This is a genomic window from Pseudoflavonifractor sp. MCC625 (assembly GCF_018784545.1).
GTDB classification, from domain to species: Bacteria; Bacillota; Clostridia; order Oscillospirales; family Oscillospiraceae; genus Pseudoflavonifractor_A; species Pseudoflavonifractor_A gallinarum.
In genome coordinates this window covers 89,730-106,865 of record NZ_WQOJ01000030.1, presented here as the reverse complement: position 1 = coordinate 106,865, position 17,136 = coordinate 89,730, and the positions used below count along the sequence as shown (strand labels likewise).

The 17,136-nt window shown below is 62.7% G+C and carries 18 protein-coding genes; 1 reads left to right on the top strand and 17 read right to left on the bottom strand.

The features are described 5' to 3' along the window. Positions 1-44: 44 nt before the first annotated feature. Both rsmH and mraZ read right to left on the bottom strand, forming a co-directional pair. Positions 45-980 (bottom strand): 16S rRNA (cytosine(1402)-N(4))-methyltransferase RsmH, encoded by a 936-nt coding sequence (gene rsmH, locus GPK94_RS07850; RefSeq protein ID WP_215655449.1) that lies wholly within the window; start codon positions 978-980, stop codon positions 45-47. A 49-nt stretch (positions 981-1,029) separates the two neighbouring features. Further along, on the bottom strand, positions 1,030-1,467 hold the full coding sequence (gene mraZ, locus GPK94_RS07845) for a division/cell wall cluster transcriptional repressor MraZ (protein WP_101693536.1): 438 nt from the start codon (positions 1,465-1,467) through the stop codon (positions 1,030-1,032). A 317-nt stretch (positions 1,468-1,784) separates the two neighbouring features. Here mraZ and GPK94_RS07840 point away from each other — a divergent pair, with 317 nt between their 5' ends. Continuing rightward, positions 1,785-2,420: a DUF1847 domain-containing protein gene (locus GPK94_RS07840; protein WP_186962816.1), complete on the top strand. Its 636-nt coding sequence runs from the start codon at positions 1,785-1,787 to the stop codon at positions 2,418-2,420. A 72-nt stretch (positions 2,421-2,492) separates the two neighbouring features. On the opposite strand, the gene GPK94_RS07835 is transcribed toward GPK94_RS07840, so the two are convergent. From GPK94_RS07835 to GPK94_RS07765, 15 genes are all read right to left on the bottom strand, one after another. Then, positions 2,493-2,966, bottom strand: a complete 474-nt coding sequence (locus GPK94_RS07835; RefSeq protein WP_101693538.1) for a hypothetical protein — start codon at positions 2,964-2,966, stop codon at positions 2,493-2,495. Further along, the gene (gene coaD / locus GPK94_RS07830) at positions 2,966-3,463 is read right to left on the bottom strand and encodes a pantetheine-phosphate adenylyltransferase (RefSeq protein ID WP_101693539.1); all 498 of its coding nucleotides are present in this window, start codon (positions 3,461-3,463) and stop codon (positions 2,966-2,968) included. Before coaD ends, GPK94_RS07835 begins: the two co-directional genes overlap by 1 nt. A gap of 32 nt (positions 3,464-3,495) precedes the next feature. Continuing rightward, positions 3,496-4,041: a 16S rRNA (guanine(966)-N(2))-methyltransferase RsmD gene (rsmD, locus tag GPK94_RS07825; protein WP_101693540.1), complete on the bottom strand. Its 546-nt coding sequence runs from the start codon at positions 4,039-4,041 to the stop codon at positions 3,496-3,498. Positions 4,042-4,047: 6 nt separating this feature from the next. Beyond that, on the bottom strand, positions 4,048-5,907 hold the full coding sequence (uvrC, locus tag GPK94_RS07820; protein ID WP_215655447.1) for an excinuclease ABC subunit UvrC: 1,860 nt from the start codon (positions 5,905-5,907) through the stop codon (positions 4,048-4,050). Between the two features lie 84 nt (positions 5,908-5,991). Further along, positions 5,992-6,255, bottom strand: coding sequence for an HPr family phosphocarrier protein (locus tag GPK94_RS07815; protein ID WP_101693542.1), 264 nt, complete (start codon positions 6,253-6,255; stop codon positions 5,992-5,994). Between the two features lie 176 nt (positions 6,256-6,431). Further along, a complete protein-coding gene (locus GPK94_RS07810; RefSeq protein WP_101693543.1) occupies positions 6,432-8,813 on the bottom strand; it encodes an endonuclease MutS2 in 2,382 nt (793 codons plus the stop codon). A 39-nt stretch (positions 8,814-8,852) separates the two neighbouring features. Continuing rightward, the gene (locus GPK94_RS07805) at positions 8,853-9,344 is read right to left on the bottom strand and encodes a nitroreductase family protein (RefSeq protein ID WP_101693544.1); all 492 of its coding nucleotides are present in this window, start codon (positions 9,342-9,344) and stop codon (positions 8,853-8,855) included. Further along, positions 9,341-10,147: a DNA repair protein RecO gene (recO, locus tag GPK94_RS07800; protein ID WP_215655445.1), complete on the bottom strand. Its 807-nt coding sequence runs from the start codon at positions 10,145-10,147 to the stop codon at positions 9,341-9,343. Before recO ends, GPK94_RS07805 begins: the two co-directional genes overlap by 4 nt. Positions 10,148-10,378: 231 nt before the next feature. Then, positions 10,379-11,275 (bottom strand): GTPase Era, encoded by an 897-nt coding sequence (gene era, locus GPK94_RS07795; RefSeq protein ID WP_101693546.1) that lies wholly within the window; start codon positions 11,273-11,275, stop codon positions 10,379-10,381. Positions 11,276-11,308: 33 nt separating this feature from the next. Then, on the bottom strand, positions 11,309-12,061 hold the full coding sequence (locus GPK94_RS07790; protein WP_215655442.1) for a hypothetical protein: 753 nt from the start codon (positions 12,059-12,061) through the stop codon (positions 11,309-11,311). Further along, entirely contained in the window at positions 12,048-12,560 is a 513-nt protein-coding gene (gene ybeY / locus GPK94_RS07785) for an rRNA maturation RNase YbeY (RefSeq protein ID WP_215655440.1), read from the bottom strand. The genes GPK94_RS07790 and ybeY overlap by 14 nt, the downstream gene beginning before the upstream one ends. Before the next feature lie 30 nt (positions 12,561-12,590). Continuing rightward, on the bottom strand, positions 12,591-13,565 hold the full coding sequence (locus tag GPK94_RS07780) for a PhoH family protein (RefSeq protein ID WP_101693549.1): 975 nt from the start codon (positions 13,563-13,565) through the stop codon (positions 12,591-12,593). Beyond that, positions 13,562-14,812: a sporulation protein YqfD gene (locus GPK94_RS07775; RefSeq protein WP_101693550.1), complete on the bottom strand. Its 1,251-nt coding sequence runs from the start codon at positions 14,810-14,812 to the stop codon at positions 13,562-13,564. The genes GPK94_RS07780 and GPK94_RS07775 overlap by 4 nt, the downstream gene beginning before the upstream one ends. 10 nt (positions 14,813-14,822) lie before the next feature. Further along, positions 14,823-15,104: a YabP/YqfC family sporulation protein gene (locus GPK94_RS07770; RefSeq protein ID WP_101693551.1), complete on the bottom strand. Its 282-nt coding sequence runs from the start codon at positions 15,102-15,104 to the stop codon at positions 14,823-14,825. A gap of 121 nt (positions 15,105-15,225) precedes the next feature. Continuing rightward, positions 15,226-16,977 (bottom strand): aryl-sulfate sulfotransferase, encoded by a 1,752-nt coding sequence (locus tag GPK94_RS07765; protein WP_215655433.1) that lies wholly within the window; start codon positions 16,975-16,977, stop codon positions 15,226-15,228. Positions 16,978-17,136 lie beyond the last annotated feature (159 nt).

The window sequence follows — 17,136 nt, the reverse complement described above, 5'->3', positions numbered from 1 at the left end:
CCAACTCCTTTTCTTTCGTAAGGCGATCCCCCGGTTCCGTGGGATCACAATTTCTCCGCCACCCGAAGCTTGGCGCTTCTGGCACGGGGATTCACTTCCAGCTCTTCCGCGCCCGAGACGATGGGCTTACGGCTGACCAGCCGGATCACCGGCTTCTTTCCGCATACGCACACCGGGAAATCCGGCGGACAGGTGCACCCCTTGGCAAATCCGGCCAGGGCGTTTTTCACGATCCGATCTTCCAAAGAGTGGAAGGAGATCACCGCCAGCCGCCCACCGGGCTTGAGCCGGGGCACGGCGCTCTGAAGCATCCGGTCCACCGAGCTGAGCTCATCGTTGACCGCGATGCGGATGGCCTGAAAACACCGCTTGGCGGGGTGCTGCTTTTCCTTAAGGGCCTTGCCCGGCATGGCCGAGCGGATCACTTCTACCAGCTCCAGCGTGGTCTCGATGGGCCGCTCTGTCCGGCGGCGCTCAATGGCCGCGGCAATGGGGCCGGCATAGCGCTCCTCCCCGTACTGGGAAAAGATGCGGCGCAGCTCCTCCCGGGGCCACTCGTTGACCACGGTGCGGGCCGTCAGGGTATCGCTCTGATCCATGCGCATGTCCAGCGGGGCGTCCGCCATATAAGAAAAGCCCCGGGACGCGTCGTCCAGCTGCGGGGAGGATACGCCCAAGTCAAAGAGCATTCCATCCACCGCCGGGATCTCCAGCCCGTCCAGAATGGCGTCGATCTCGCAGAAATTGCTATGTACCAGGGAGACCCGGTCCATCCAGGGACCCAGCCGCTCCTGCGCGGCGTCCAGCGCAGCCTGATCCCGGTCCACGCAGATGAGCCGACCGGTGGTCAGGCGCTTTGCGATCTCCCGGGAGTGGCCTGCCCGGCCCAGGGTACCGTCCAGATAGATCCCTTCCGGTTTGATGTCCAGCCCCTCGATGCACTCATGCAGCAGCACAGGAAGGTGGGTAAATTCTGCCATACCGGAGCGGTCTCCTCTCTACGTATCTCTGTATCTTCTCCGCCCGAACTCAAAGCCCCAGCAGGAGCATGGTCTCCGCCACCTGCTCCGGGGTGAGCTCGCGCTTCTTCTTCTCGTTCCAAGCCTGGGCGTCCCAGATCTTGGCCTTGTCATTGTTGCCCACCACGACGATGTCCCGGGTGAGCCCCGCATAGTCCCGCAGATCCTGGGGGATCAGGATCCGCCACTGGCTGTCCGGCTCACACCGGGCGGCGTTGCCGAAGATCACATCCATGGCGGCCGCCTGGCTGCTGGGCAGCTCGGCCACCCGCTCCTGTAAACGGCGCCAGGTGGCGTCCGGATACATCACCAGGTATTTGCAGATGCCGGCGGCGTCGCGATTGGCGCCCACCGCCACGTGGAAGCTGGGGCCCAGCTCCTCCCGGAGCTTGGCTGGCAGGAACATACGGCCCTTGGCATCCAGGGTATGCTCGTAGGTGCCGGTCATGCTCCGCTCACTCCCCTCACCGGAATGGGATTTTGCTCCCTATTCCTCCATTCTGCTCCACTCTGTTTCTTAGTATAAAGGCTCTGTAACCAAATTGCAAGTATTTTCTATTTCTTTTTTTCAAAAAAGTTCCGTCTTTTCGGGAAAATTTCACGGTTTTCGTCACAAAAACATATGTTCGATTTAAATAATATCCCCGTCCTCTTTCGCTCCGGAATCTGGCATAATTTTGTAAAAACCGTGACTTTCCGGCCCAAACATGGTAAGATGGGACAGAATCCCATCCTGCGTATACAGGACTGGAAGGAGGAAATCGGATGAGTCACTGTGCCAACTGTGCCCCCCACTCCTGCGCGGGGGGCGTTTTGGAGCACCCGCCTGTGGACTGCCCCAGCTGTGCCGCTCCGCTCCAGGAGCAGGCCATGTCCCTTCTGGCGGAGGAGGAAAACCAGAGGCTGGCCCGCACGGCTGCCCAGGTGGAGGCGGAAGGGTACGGCCGCCTTACCCGGGTGGAGGAAACCATCCTCTTTTTGAAGAAGATGGGCTGTCACAAGATCGGTCTGGCCTTCTGCACCGGGCTGTGGCGGGAGGCCCACGAGCTGACCAAGATCCTGGAGTACCACGGCTTTGAGGTCTGCTCCGCCATCTGCAAAAACGGCTGTCACCCCAAGCGGGATCTGGGCCTGAGCGACCAGGAGACCGTCCGGGGCTGTGCGGACGAGGTCATGTGCAATCCCATTGCGCAGGCACTGGTCCTCAACGAGGCCCGCACCGACTTCAACCTGCTGCTGGGTCTGTGCGTGGGGCATGATACCCTGATCCTGAAATACCTGGAGGGTCCCGCCTCGGTCCTCGCCGTCAAGGACCGGGTCACCGGACACAATCCCCTGGCCCCCATCTACCAGGCCCAAGGCTATTACCGCAAAAAGCTCTATCCGCCCCGGGAGGACTGATCCTCTCCCCCGGCCAAAACAAAAAACGCTCCCTCTTCCGAACAACCCGGAAGGGGGAGCGTTTCTTTGCATTTATTTATTGCCCATGCTGGAGGCGGCGCTGCGGAACCGGGCACGGGACTTCTTGATCTCGTCATAGGCCTCGGCCACTGCCTCTTCCGTGCGGCGCAGGGCGTCCTCACAGTAGGCGTTGGCGGCCTGACGCAGTTCCCGGCTGCGCTCCTCGGCCTGGCGGAGCATCTCGTTGCCCCGCTGCTTGGCTTGGGCGGTCAGCTCATCCTCGGCCAGGATCTGCTTGGCCCGGTCCTCGGCCTGGCGCTTGATAAGGTCGGCCTCCCGCTTGGCGGAGGCGATATAGTCGTTCCGGCTGGCGATCAGCTTCTTGGCCTCGCTCAGCTCCATGGGGAATTGGCCCCGGATCTCATCCAGAAGGTCCAGCGCCTTGTCCCGCTCGATGATGCACTTGTCACTGCTCAGGGGCACGCCCTTGGCCTCGTCGATCAGTTGATAGAGCAGGTCCATCAGTTCTTCCACACCGCTGGCCATTACTCTCCCCTCCTCTGTCTCATTCGTTCGTTCACATCGTCGATGATCTCCCGGGGCACGAAGTCCGAGAGGTCGGCCCCATAGCGGGCCATTTCCTTCACCACACTGGAGCTGATGTAGGTGTATTTGGCGCTGGACGGCATCAGCATGGTATCCAGTCTGGGATTGAGCTTTCGGTTGAGCAGAGCCATTTGCAGCTCGTTCTCATAGTCCGACACCGCCCGCAGGCCCTTCACCAGGGTGCAGGCCTTCCGCTCCCTGGCGTACTCCGCCAGGAGGGTCGTGGACCAGTCCACCTCCACATTGGGCAGCTTGTACACCACTTTGCGGATGAGCTCCGCCCGCTCGGGCGGGGTGAAGAGGCCCGTGTGGAGTTTGTCGGAATTCACCATCACGCAGACGATCAGCTTGTCAAAGCACACCGCCGCCCGCTTGATGATATTCAGATGGCCCAGCGTAATGGGATCAAAGCTTCCAGGATAAATCGCAGTCTTCAAGGGATAACTCTCTCCTCCCCCGCGGACGTCCGTTACAGTCCGCGCCGGTACAGGGTGATCTTGATTTTGCCGTAACGGTACTCCCTGCCCTTCTGATAGGGCTCAGCCAGAGCGGGAAGGGCCTGTTCGGCCGCACTTTCGCAGACCATTATACCATGTTCCGAAAGGATGTCAATTGCAGCGATCTGTTCCAGGGCCTTTTCCAGCAGGCCGGAAGCATAGGGCGGGTCCAGGAAAATCAGGTCGTATTTCTGCCGGCAGGTGAGCAGGAAGGACAGGGAATCCCCCTGGACCACCTTGCCCCGCTCCTCCAGACGGGTAGCCTTCAGGTTCTCCCGGATGAGGGCGGCCGCCTCCCGGCGCAGGTCCACAAAGGTACACTCCGCCGCTCCCCGGGACAGGGCCTCGATGCCCAGCTGGCCCGTTCCGCCGAACAGGTCCAGCACCTTGCGCCCCTCGATGTCAAACTGTACGATATTGAAAATGGATTCCTTCACCTTGTCGGTGGTGGGCCGGGTCTCCATGCCGCTCAGCTCCTTGAGCCGGCGTCCCCGGGCCTCTCCCGATATCACGCGCATATCGCTTCATTCCTTTCCTGGTTGTTGGGTCTGCCCCTCCGGCTCCTGCCGGGGGTGGAAGTGCGCATAGACCGCCTGGGCCGCATTTCTGGGCACCACGTTTTCCAGCTCTTCCACCGTGGCGGCCCGGATGTTTTTGATGCTCTTGAAGTGGCGCAGCAGCTCACTGCGCCGCTTCTCCCCTACGCCCGGGATCTGGTCCAGCTCGGAGCCCCGGACCCGCCCCTTCCGCTGGAGGCGGTTGAATTCGATGGCAAAGCGGTGGGTCTCCTCCTGGATCTGTCCCACCAGGGAGAAGAGGGCGGGATTGCCCTGAATACCGATCTCCTCCCCGGCCGGAGTGACCAGGGCCCGGGTCCGGTGGCGGTCGTCCTTCACCATGCCGTACACCGGAATGGAGAGCTCCATCCGCTCCAGCACGCCCGTTGCCACCCGGGCGTGGGTGGTCCCGCCGTCGATGAAGAGGAGGTCGGGCTTCTGGTCAAACTTCTCATCCCCGTCCAGATAGCGCCGGAAGCGCCGGGTCAGCACCTGCTCCATGGAGGCGTAGTCATCCGGTCCGTCCATGTCCCGGAGCTTGAAGTGGCGGTAATCCCGCTTGCGGGGCTTTCCGTCCACAAAGACCGTCATGGAGGCCACGATGTCGTCGCTGCCGGTGTTGGAGATGTCGTAGGCCTCGATGCGGTGCGGAGGCTCGGGCAGATCCAGGAGCTTTCCCAGCAGCTCCATGCGCTTGCTCTGGCGCTCCTCCCGGGAGGTGGCCCGGGCCACCTCCTCCACGGCGTTCTTGGTGGCCAGGCGGATGAGATCCATCTTGGCCCCCCGCTGGGGTGTGATGAGATGCACCCGCCGGCCGGCCTGTTCGGAGAGCATCCGGGTGATGGGCACCTCGTCCTCCAGCTCGCAGGGCAGCAGGATCTGCCGGGGCAGGTCCCCCCGGTCCCCGTAGAAGCCCCGCACCAGCGCGGAGATCACATCCCCCTCGTCCTCCTCCATGGGGGTCTCCAGCAGGTCCCAGTCCTTGGCGGCCAGCTCCCCGTCCACATAGTGGAGGACCACAAAGCAGCTCTTGGCCTCTCCCCGGTGAAAACCCACCACGTCGGTGTCGGCCAGACTGCCCGCCACCACCTTCTGCCGCTTTCCCAGCAGCTCGATGGCCCGGTAACGGTCCCGCAGCTGGGCGGCCCGCTCAAAGCGCAGCTCCTCGGCGGCCCGCTCCATCTCGGCGCGGATCTCCTCCCCCACCTCCTGGAACTTTCCCTCCAGAAGGCGCACCGCCTGTTCGATGGCCTCCCCATAGCGGGACTGGTCCATGTCCTTCCGGCAGTAGCCGTCGCACCGTCCCATGTGGTAATTGAGGCAGGGACGGCCCTTTCCGATGTCCCGGGGGAAGACCCGTGCACAGGTGGGCAGGTGCAGGGCGGCGCAGATGGCGTCCAGGATGGCCTGGGTATTCCCCCGGCTGGCAAAGGGCCCGAAATACCGCGCCCCGTCCTCCGCCACCTTGCCCACCAGGGAAAAGCGGGGATAGGCGTCCTGAACCGAGAGCCGAACATAGGGATAGCCCTTTCCATCCTTGAGCAGGATGTTATAGTGGGGCTGGTGCCGCTTGATGAGGGCGTTTTCCAGCACCAGGGCCTCAAACTCCGAGTCGGCCACGATGACGTCGAAATGGTCGATCTGGCTGACCATGGCCCGGGTCTTTTCCGTGTGGGAGGCCAGATTGGCAAAGTACTGGCTGACCCGATTTTTCAGAGCCTTGGCCTTCCCCACGTAGATGACCGTGTTTTTGGCGTCCTGCATGATGTACACGCCGGGCTGGAGGGGCAGGCTGTGGGCTTTTTCTTTCAGTTCATCAAAGGTCATATTCCACCTCTGGAGGACATCCCAGGAAAACGGTTGAAAAAAAGCGCCGCGGTCAGCGGCGCTTTTTTCTTGTGCGCATAAAGATTACTCGGAGAAATTGGAGCTGATCAGCTCGATGAGAGCCTCCACAGCTTCCTTTTCATCGGGGCCGTCCGCGATCAGGTTGATGGAGGTGCCCTTCACGATACCAAGGGAGAGCACACCCAGCAGACTCTTAGCGTTCACCCGGCGCTCCTCCTTCTCGACCCAGATGGAGCTCTTGAACTCATTGGCCTTCTGGATGAAAAACGTCGCCGGACGCGCATGCAGACCGACCTGGTTGTTCACCACTGCCTCTTTCATATACATAAGCGTTTCCTCCCCATATGCACTTGCATACTCTGTAATATAGAATAGCAAATTTGTCCCAACCCGTCAATGACATTTTACACAAATTCCAGCGAACCATGTCGCTCCTTTCCACGCAGACATGGAAAAGAGTCATCTGTTTGTCACAGGCGGACGTTCCTTCCGATATCCGTCGGTTACTTCAGCTCCACCACGGTGACGCCGTCCTCGCCCTCGCCGTAGCGGCCGGGCCGGAAGGACTTTACATAGCGGCTGCGCTTGAGGTGCTCCCGTACCGCCTTGCGCACCGCGCCGGTGCCCTTGCCGTGGATGACCACCACCTCGGTCAGGCGGCCCATGACGGCGTTGTCCAGGAAGATGTCCAACGCGCCCACGGCCTCGTCGGTCATCATGCCCCGCAGGTCCACCTCGGGCGAGGCGCCCAGGCTGCGCAGCTTGTGCTCGGCCCGGCGGATGACCTTCTGGGCCTCCTTCTTGGTCTGGCTCTCGCCCTCCACCACCCGGACCTCGCTCTGCTTGGCGGTGATCTTCAGGATGCCGGCCTGGAGCTGAAGGGAACCGTCCTTGTTGACGCTCAGGACAGTGGCCTGGGTGCCCATTTTGACCAGCTCCACCGTGTCGCCGGCCTTGGCAGGCCGGGTGGGGGGCGGCGCGGGGGTCTCCTTCCGGCGGCCCAGCTTGTCCTCGGCCTCGTTCAGCCGGTGCTTCAGGCCGGAGCGGGCCTCGTTGACCCGCTGCCAGTCCTCCTCCTTGCGCTGGCGCTTTCGCATGTCGTTGAGCTCCTGGAAGACCTGGTCGGCGGTCTCCCGGGCCTCCTCCAGGATACGCCGGGCCTCGGCCTGGGCCTTCTCCACCGCCTTGGCCCGCTCCTGCTCCAGCTTCTCCCGGTACTCCCGGGCCACCTTGGCGGAGTTCTCCATCTCCCGGCGGAGCTTGGCGGCATTCTCCTTCTCTTGCTCCATCTGCTGGCGCTGCTCGTCCAGCTGGGTGAGAACGTCCTCAAAGCGGACATTCTCCGCGTCCAGCCGGTCGGCGGCCTTCTGGATGATGTGCTTGGGCAGGCCCAGCCGCTCCGAGATGGCAAAGGCGTTGGACTTGCCGGGGATGCCGATGAGCAGCCGGTAGGTGGGGGCCAGAGAGTCCACATTGAACTCGCAGGAGGCGTTCTCCACTCCCTTGGTGGTCATGGCGTACACCTTGAGCTCGGCATAGTGGGTGGTGGCCGCCACCAGGGCCCCCAGTTCCCGGGCGCTCTCGATGATGGCGGCGGCCAGGGCCGCGCCCTCGATGGGGTCGGTGCCCGCTCCCAGCTCATCGAAGAGGATGAGGGTCTCGTCGTCGGCCGCCTCCAGAATGCCCACGATGTTCACCATGTGGGAGGAGAAAGTGGACAGGCTCTGGGCAATGGACTGCTCGTCTCCCACGTCGGCCAGCACCCGGGAGAACACCTGGATGTGGCTGTCCCCGTCCACAGGGATGTGGAGGCCGCACTGGGCCATGAGGACCAAGAGGCCAATGGTCTTGAGGGTGACCGTCTTACCGCCGGTGTTGGGACCGGTAATGACCAGGGTGTCAAACTCCTCCCCCAGCATCAGATCGTTGGGCACCGCCTTGTTGGGGTCCAGCAGGGGATGGCGGGCCCGGCGGAGGTAGATCCCCCGGGAGACAATCCTGGGCTCGGACCCCTTCATCCGGTAGGAGAGCTTGGCCCGGGCAAAGATCACATCCAGCAGGATGAGCAGGTCGTAGTTCTGGGCGATGTCCTCCCGGTAGGAGGCGCACTCGGCGGAGAGCTCGGCCAGGATGCGCTCGATCTCCTTTTCCTCCCGGGCCTGGAGCTCCCGGAGCTCGTTGTTGGCCTTGACCACGCCCATGGGCTCAATGAAGAAGGTGGAGCCGGAGGAGGACACGTCGTGGACCAGTCCGGGCACCTCGTTCTTGTGCTCCGACTTCACGGGCACCACATAGCGGTCGTTGCGCTGGGTGATGATGGCCTCCTGAAGGTACTTGGCCTGGTTGGAGGAGATGAGCTTGTTGAGGATGTCCCGCACCTTGCTGGCGGTGGAACGGATGTGGCGGCGGATGGAGGCCAGCTCGGGACTGGCCGAGTCGGCGATCTCATCCTCTCCCACGATGGAACCGGTGATCTTCTCCTCCAGATAGCGGTTGGGGGTCAGGGAGGCGAAGAGGTGGTCGATGCAGGTGCGCTTCTCCCCGCCCGCCCGACCATCAGCGTACTCCTTGGCACTGCGGGCGGCACGCAGGACGGCCGCGATGTCCAGCAGCTCCCGGGTGTTGAGGGCGCCCCCCATATTGGCCCGCTGGAGGGAGGCCCCCACCGGCTTCACGCCGGAGAAGGAGGGCGTCCCGCTCAGGGTCATCAGCTCCACCGCCGCCGTGGTCTCGGCCAGACGCCGCTTCACGTCGTCGGCGTCGGTGAGGGGACGCAGGGCGGCGCAGCGCTCCTTACCCTCGGCCGTCACCGCTTGCTCGGCCAGGCGCTCCAGCACCCGGGGCAGCTCCAGCGTCTGTATGGATTTTTCAAATAGATCTGTCATAGTTTCGATATACTCCAATCGGTTTCCCGGCGCCCGTCCTTACAGGCAGTGGACCCGCGCCGGGTCATAGCGGTCCTGCTGGGCCTTCTCCCGCTCGGGATAGCCCACAGGCACGATGGCGAAGGCCTCCAGATGATCGGGCAGATTCAGGATCTCCCGCATCTTATCCATTCGCTCCGGAACCGGGGCGATGCCCAGCCAGACGGCGCCCAGGCCCAGCTCCACCGCCTCCAGCAGGATGTTTTCGGTGGCGGCGCTCAGGTCGATCTGGGCATACTCCGGATGGGCCGCGTCCTTCCGGTAACAGGGCACGATGGCCATGGGTGCGTTTTTGGCACACATGGAATAGGCATGACACTGGGACAACTGCTCCAGCAGCCCCCGGTCCCGCACCACATAGAACTCCCAGGGCTGCTGGTTGGTGGCGGAGGGAGCCGCCATGGCCGCCCGGAGGAGCTGCTCCACCTGGGCGTCGGTCACCGGCTTGTCCTGAAATTTACGTACGCTTACCCGCTGAAAAATACTGTTCATACTGATCGGTTCTCCTGTTGGTCGTTGCCCCCCGCCGCCGGGCTGAGCCCGGGTATGGGAAAGGCCAGATTCTTATAAAAGTCCAGGGTGCGAAAGCCCCGGTCCAGCTGCGTGGTCAGAAACCGCTCGCTCACACGCCCTAGCTGCCGCAGCCCCTCCTCCCCCAGGGCAAAGGAAAAGAGCCGCTTGGGGTCGCCGTACACCACATGGCGCATGGCGGCCAGCACCCCCGGGCTCACCGGGACGGAGAGCCCCTCCCCGCCTCCGCGGCAGCGGGCGCACAGCAGCACTCCGTCCACCAGCTGAAAGCGGGCGTCCTCCGGCTCGGGCACGCCGCAGACGGCACAAGCGTCCAGCAGCGGCTCATACCCGATGAGGGAGAGGAGCTTGAGCTCAAAGGCCGCCTTGACCAGCGGCAGGGGCTTGTTCAGCCGGTCCAGCGCGTAGAGGGCGTTGAGGAGGAGGGAGAGCACGGCGGGATCGGGCTGCTCCTCCCCCACCACCGCCTCCAGCACCTCGGCAAAGTAGGAGCCCAGGGCCACCTTCTCCACGTCGGAGCGCACACCCCAGAAGAGCTCCAGCGGCTCGGCCTCGTTGAGGGTATAGTGGTCCCGGTAGGAGAAGAGGGTCATCTCCGAGTAGACCAGCAGCTGGGTGGAGGCGGCCAGGCGGCTCCCCTTCCGGCGGCAGCCCCTGGCCTTGACCGTCACCTTCCACCCGCTCCGGGTGAGTACGGTGAGGATCTTGTCCGATTCCTTGTAATTGACCTCCCGCAGGATGATCCCCTGTGTGGTGAGCAGCATGTCCCTTTCCCCATTCTATGTAAGGGGGACAAGTCCCCCGCCGCCTCAGGCGGTCTTATCGTTTTGGGCCTCCTCCTCGCTGTGCCGGAGATGCTCCGCCAGCGCGGCGGCCTCCGGCAGGCCGGTGGCCCAGAAGAGTTCCCACAAGGTCTCGCTGTCCATGGCGCAAGCCCCCTTTTCACGGTTAGCTTGGCTGAGGACGCGTGGATTTATAAGCGGTAAATTTTATGGTCACTCGTCTTTATATCCAAAATTATGGATCAAATTCAGGTTGTCCCGCCAGTTCTCCTTCACCTTCACCCAAGTCTGGAGGTACACCTTGGCGCCCATGAAGCGCTCGATGTCCTGCCGGGCCAGGGTGGAGATCTTCTTGAGCATGGCGCCCCCCTTGCCGATGATGATGCCCTTGTGGCTGTCCTTCTCACAGTAGATGGTGGCGTCGATCTCGATGACGCCGTCCCGCTCCCGTTCGGCAAAGCGGATGAGCTCCACAGCGGTGCCGTGGGGGATCTCCTTGTCCAGGCACAGCAGGAGCTTCTCCCGGATGATCTCGGCACAGACCTGCCGCTCGGGCTGGTCGGTGACCATGTCCTCAGGGAAGAGCTGGGGCCCCTCCGGCAGGAACTGGGCGAGCACGTCCAGCACCTCTTCCACTCCCTCGCCGTTTTTGGCGGAGATGGGCAGGATGGCGTTGAACTCATGGGCCGCAGCGTAGGTCTGCATGACGGCCAGCAGCTCCTCCTTCTCCACGGTATCGATCTTGTTGATGATGAGCACCGAGGGGACGCCCAGGCTCTTGATGCGCCCGATGAGCTCCTCCTCCGGTCCACCCACGTGGGGAATGGGCTCCACGATGAGACACACCGCGTCCACATCAGCCACGCTGTCCTTGACCACCTTCACCATGTAGTCGCCCAGCTTGGTGCGGGCCTTGTGCAGGCCCGGGGTATCCATAAAGACGAACTGGCAGTCGTTCCGGTTGACCACGGCGCAGATGCGGTTGCGGGTGGTCTGGGGCTTGTTGGTGACAATGGCGATCTTCTCGCCCACCAGGGCGTTGGTCAGAGTGGACTTGCCCACGTTGGGCCGTCCCACGATCGATATCATGCCCGATTTTTTGATTTCCATAGGTTATCCTCAACTTTCTTGAGCGTATTTATGTTAGGATTCTCCGTGATAAGCGAGATCCTGCCAGGCCTCTTCCACCGGGAACCACCCCCGGCTGTCCACGGTGTACTCCGCCCGGACCACCGGGGTAAGCTTCCCGTCGATCCGGTCCTCCACGGTCAGCAATACCCGGTCCTGTTCCTCCGTCGCGCCGGGGATGACGCTGCTGTCCGTGCGGCGGATGCACACCAGCTCGCCCTCCTCCCAGCGGTAGAAGGCGTGGGTCCCCACCAGCCCGGCATAGCCGCCCCGGGTATAGCTGCGCACCACCTGCCCGGCTGCGTCAAACTCCGGTGCGCAGACCTCCGCCAGGGCGGGCTCCTCCACAAATTCTCCCGCTTCCGGGTCCCAGAGCCAGTAGTTCCAGTAGGTGGGCTGATTGCCCATAAAGTACAGACATCCGAAGTCCGGGTATCCGTCAAAATTGGCGTCCGCCACCTCGCTCACGCCGAAAAAGTAGGGGGTCTCCAGCGTCTGCTCCATGGTCTGGAGGGGGGCGGACAGATCGGCGGGGTCCCACACCTGGATGCGGGACTTGTCCTCCTCGATATGGTTCAGGGTGACCCAGAAGTCCCCTACCGCAAAGGCCCGGTGGTTCTCGTCGGAGAGCCACCGCACCGCTTCCTGCTCCGGAGTGTCGGCGGTTTGCGGGGTGGGCGTGGGTACAGACTCCGGGGCCGCGCAGGCGCACAGGCCGGTCAGTAGTACCGCGGCACTCAGCGCCAGGGGCCACTTATTCTGCGCCATGGTCCTCCTCCCGGGTGATACCCAGCGCACCCAGGATGGCCTCCTCCCGCTCCCGCATCTGCTTCTTCTGGGGACCTTCGTCCAGGTGGTCGTAGCCCAGCAGGTGGAGCACCGAGTGGACCGCCAGATAGCACAGCTCCCTTCGCTCACTGTGGCCGAACTCCGCGGCCTGGGCCTTGATATGGTCTACCGAGAGCACCATGTCTCCCAGGGGGAGCACCTCGCTGCCCGGGTCCAGCAGGTCCTCGTCCTCCGGCGTGGGAGGCTCCCCCGGCGTGAACTCGAACATGGGAAAGGAGAGCACGTCGGTGGCGCGGTCCACATCCCGCTGCTCCAGATTGATCTGGTGGATGCCCTCGTCGTCGGTGAAGAGCACGTCCACCTCACAGGGAAGCCCCACTCCCTCCGCCTCCAGTGCGGCCGGGATGACCTCCCGCAGGGCGTCGGCAAAGGTCTCGACGCCCTCTACCTCGGTCTCAATGATGATCTGATGTTCCATCTGCTTCTCCCCCTTGTGCGGCGCTTCCCGTTACTTGTCCCGCCGGGCGTTGCGGCGGTTTTCATCCTCTTCATAGGCCTTGATGATGCGCTGTACGATCACATGGCGCACCACGTCTCCCTCATTGAGCTTGCAGATCTCGATGTCCTGCACGCCCTTGAGCACCCGCATGGCCTCCTTCAGACCGCTGACCTTGTCGGTGGGCAGGTCGATCTGGGTGATGTCGCCGGTGATGACGATCTTGGAGCCGAAGCCCAACCGGGTCAGGAACATCTTCATCTGCTCCCGGCTGGTGTTCTGGGCCTCGTCCAGGATGATGAAGGAGTCGTCCAGGGTCCGGCCGCGCATATAGGCCAGGGGGGCCACCTCGATGTTGCCCCGCTCCACATATTTCTGATAGTTCTCCGGCCCCAGCATGTCGAAGAGGGCGTCGTACAGCGGGCGCAGGTAGGGGTCCACCTTGGACTGAAGATCGCCGGGCAGGAAGCCCAGCCGCTCCCCCGCCTCCACGGCCGGGCGGGTCAGGATGATGCGGTTGACCTGCTTGTCCCGGAAGGCGGCCACCGCGGCGGCCACCGCCAGATAGGTCTTGCCGGTGCCCGCCGGGCCGATGCCCAGGGTGATGGTATTCTTCTTGATGGCCTCCACATACCGCTTCTGGCCCAGGGTCTTGGGCTTGATGGGCTTTCCCTTTGCGGTGACGCAGAGCACGTCCTTGGCCAGGGTGCCGATCTTGTCCTCATTGCCCGCCCGCACCAGATTGATGATGTAGCGCACATTCTGCTCGTTGATGGACTCCCCCTTAGCCGAAAGGGTGAGCAGGCCCTCGATGGCCTTCACGCCATACATGACGGCCTCGGCCTCGCCGGTCACCTTGAGCTGGGAGTCCCGGTTGAGCACCGTCACCCCCAGCTCCTGCTCGATCAGTTTGATATTTTCATCGAAGGAGCCAAAGATATTGATGGCCTCCTCCATCCGTTCGATGTTGATGGTGTGTTCGATCATGAATTTGTTTCGTCTCCTCTTCCCGCCGGCAGGCGGGTCTGGTATCCAGGCTCGTCAAAGGGTACGAACCGTCCGATCTCTTCTGTGCACTCCGCCCGGAGGGTGACGGTCAGCATCTCATCCGTCACAACGGCGGTATACTCGGTCCGCGTGATGCTTCCTCCTTCGATCTGTTCCGTGAGAGCCCGCTCCAGCTGCGCCTCCAGCATCTCTTGGGCGGCAGCCAGGTCCACTTCTGCCGGGGTGAGCGTGTATTCCCGCATGGTCTCCCGGCCCAGGCTCAGAGGGAGAGCCAGATCCATTCCGCTCCCCGCATTCCAAGTACTGCTTATTTTATCATACTGTGGGAAGGAAATTCCACTCTTTCGGTAAAAATTGATGCGTTTTCCCAGAATGGTGAGAAACCAGCGTCCGGTCTCCCGCCCGGTGTACTCCTTGACCTGGGCCGTGAGGGGAATGGTGGCCTGAAGGGTGCGCCAGGTCTGTGCCTCCACCCGTCCCTGGGCCCGGACCTGCTGCCAGCCCACGTCCTGTTCGCTGTACATGGGCCCCTCCAGCAGCACATTTCCCTGGATGAGCACGTCCCCCGCGGCCACCGGCTCCCCCACCTTGCGCTCGGTCTCTCCGGCGAGGACCTCCAGGCGGGTGATGACGCCGTCGGTCTCGGCAATGATGTCTCCGTGCTCGCTCTCGTCCACCAGCTCGGGGGCCTTGACCCGCTCCCGCACCAGCACCTCGGCCCGGGCCCCGTGGAGGTTGATGGACATCCACGAGATGCCCTCCAGCTCCAGCAGCGCCCGCTGCTCGATGTAGTTGATCTCCAGCGCCGGACCAAAGGCCCCGGGGCGCACCCCCAGACGGCGCAGGGTGGACAAAATCGTGGCCGACGGCACCTCGGTATTGCCCGAGACATCCACCACCAGCACAAACTGGGTCATCAGGAGGACCGCCAGCAGCGACAGGGCCAGTCCGGCTAAGAGGGCGTACCGCCTGCGGAAGCGCTCCAAAAAGGTGGGCAGCCCGCCCCGCTCCACCTCGGAGAGGGTGCAGCCGGACCGGACCGCCAGGTCCTCCAGGTCGCCGCGCTCCTGCCGGGGCACTTTGAGCCGCACGGCGGTACTCTCCACCCATTCCACCCCCCAGAAGGACACTCCGCGCTGGGCACACAGGTTGAGAAACCGCTCCGGAAAGGCCCCCTGGGCCTCCACCTCCACGCTGCCCCGGAGGAAATTGACCACTTTTTTCATCCGCTTCCTCCTAATCCAGCTCCACGGCCCGGATCTGTCCGGTGATGAGCAGCTCTCCGGCGTTCATGGAACGCAGCTCCAACCCCTCGCCCCGCACTTTCAGGATGAGTTTTCCCCCGGAAATATGGATCTCCTCCGACCCATAGGCCAGAATCCCCCGGTGATTCTCCATCCGCAGTTCCCGGTCTCCGATCAGCTCCATCCGGGGCAGTCCCGCCACCAGATCGCCGGGCAGATCAAAGACCTGGGCGGTCCGCTCCAGAACGCTCTCCTTTTTTCGCTTCCCTGCCATGGCAACGCCCTCCTGTTCCCGACTACTTTATGCGCCGCCCCGCTCGGAATTGCCTGTCCCAACGAAAAGGGTGTGCATCCGGATCTTCTCCGGACGCACACCCTGTATTCTGCCGCTTCGCTCAGGACTCCTCAAACCAGAAGCCGGTAAAGCTGTCTTTCATGACCCGGTATCCGTTCATCATACACGGGTAGGAGAAGGAGCGCAGTACATTTCCTTCCCTATCGCACTCGCCAAAGGTATGGGCCACGCCGCTGTTGAACACATAGTGCTCCCCCACCTCCTGGACATTGGATACAATGCTGGAGTAGACCAGCGGGATGGACTCCACCAGAGCAAAGGTCCGGTTTGTCTCGTCCACCCGGTAGTAGTAGATGTAGGAGGATACGCCCGCCCCGTCTGTCAGAGACGTGCCCACACTCTCGTCCAGCTCCGGCTCATAGCCGTCCCGGGTACTCAGCCCCCAGTAGTTGTTGTTGTACATGCGCAGAAGGTACACGCCCTCCGGCAGGCTCTCATCCTCCACCCGTTCCACATCGTGCTGTCCATACTGGAAGACAAAGTCCCCCTCCGGCTGATAGCACAGGTTCTCATACTCTGTGCCCGCCCAGAAGTCCGGGTCTCCGATGAGCGCGGTGAGGACCGGCTCGGTCTGAAGGCCCGTGACCTGTAGAATGGTGGAGGTCTCCCGGGAGCTGACCACGATGCTGTCGCTCTCCTCCAGATACTGGATGGAATTCAGGTGCAGCCAGTCCCGCTCCCCTGCCTGCCAGAAAAAGGGGTCTGTGGCGCTGATCGGCCGGGTACTTTGACAGTAGGAGTCCATCAGCTCGGAAAAATCCACCCGCTCGGTCACCGCGCCGCTCTCCAGATCGATCTCGATGACCACGTCCATCGTGGTCTCCTGCTCTGTGTCGGTCACCAGGGCAAGGATGGTCCCGTCCGGCCCCCAGTTGATGTCGTGGTGGAGCTCATACTGTCCCAGATCATAGACCCGCACCGCCTGGCCCAGCGGATTGAGCAGGGCGATCTTCCGGCTGCCCACACAGGTGTAGAATCCCCGCTCCTCCCACAGGAAGCGGTCGGAGTGATAGCCCTCCAGCACCATCTCATACCGCAGGACCCCCTCATTGTCAAAGAAGAAGGTGTAGCCGTAATAATCTCCGATCCCCGTGGCATAGAAGAGCCCGTCGGAGAGGGCCTCTCCCTCCGCCTGGCCGGTAGCGTCCAGGCGGGTGTCATAGCCCGAGAGGGCGTCCGGCATCTCCACCGTAAATGCGGCCGACTCCTGTACCTCCCCCCGCTCGTCCACCGCCTCCAGAGTGACCTGGTTGGTCTCCCCCGGGACCAGACCGATCAGCAAAAAGCAGTGGCGGCCCGTGTAGGCCTCCTTTCCGCTCTTGGCCGTCGCGGTAAAGTCGGGATCATCCGCGCTGGTGGTATGGACCGTATAGCGGATCTGGGTCTTCTCCCCGGTGTCAAAGCACAGCAGCAGTCCGTTGGAGCCCGTACCGAAAGGATTGAGCACCGCCAGCGGCTCCCCGATCCCATGCGCCTCCTGCTGGATGAGTTCCAGCAGATGCTGGGCCAAACGCTGCTGTACCGCCTCGTCATAGTAGGTGAAGCCCTCCTGCTCATACTCCTCGGGCACCATCTGCACCACCGGGATGCTGGCCTCGCAGGGCGCCGTATAGACCTCGATCCCCCGCTCTTCACTGGTGTAGATATGCTCTCCCACCGCGATATCCCAGCTGTCCCGGCTGCTCATCTCCGCGCCCAGAAAAGAATCCACCGCCAGCTTACACCCCAGCAAAATACCGGCAACCAGCAGGATCCCTCCTCCGATCAGCAGGATCGCTCGTTTTTTTGTCATGGTACACTCGCTCCTTGGCGGTCCGCTCACCGGACCTGAGGTAAATTTCTATCTTTCAATGATACGGAATCCATTTCCGATATCAAGTACAAATCTGTAAATTTTTTGCGTCATTTCGTCTCTCTCCGCCCAAAAAGGTGCCGCCCGAACCTCCGGGCG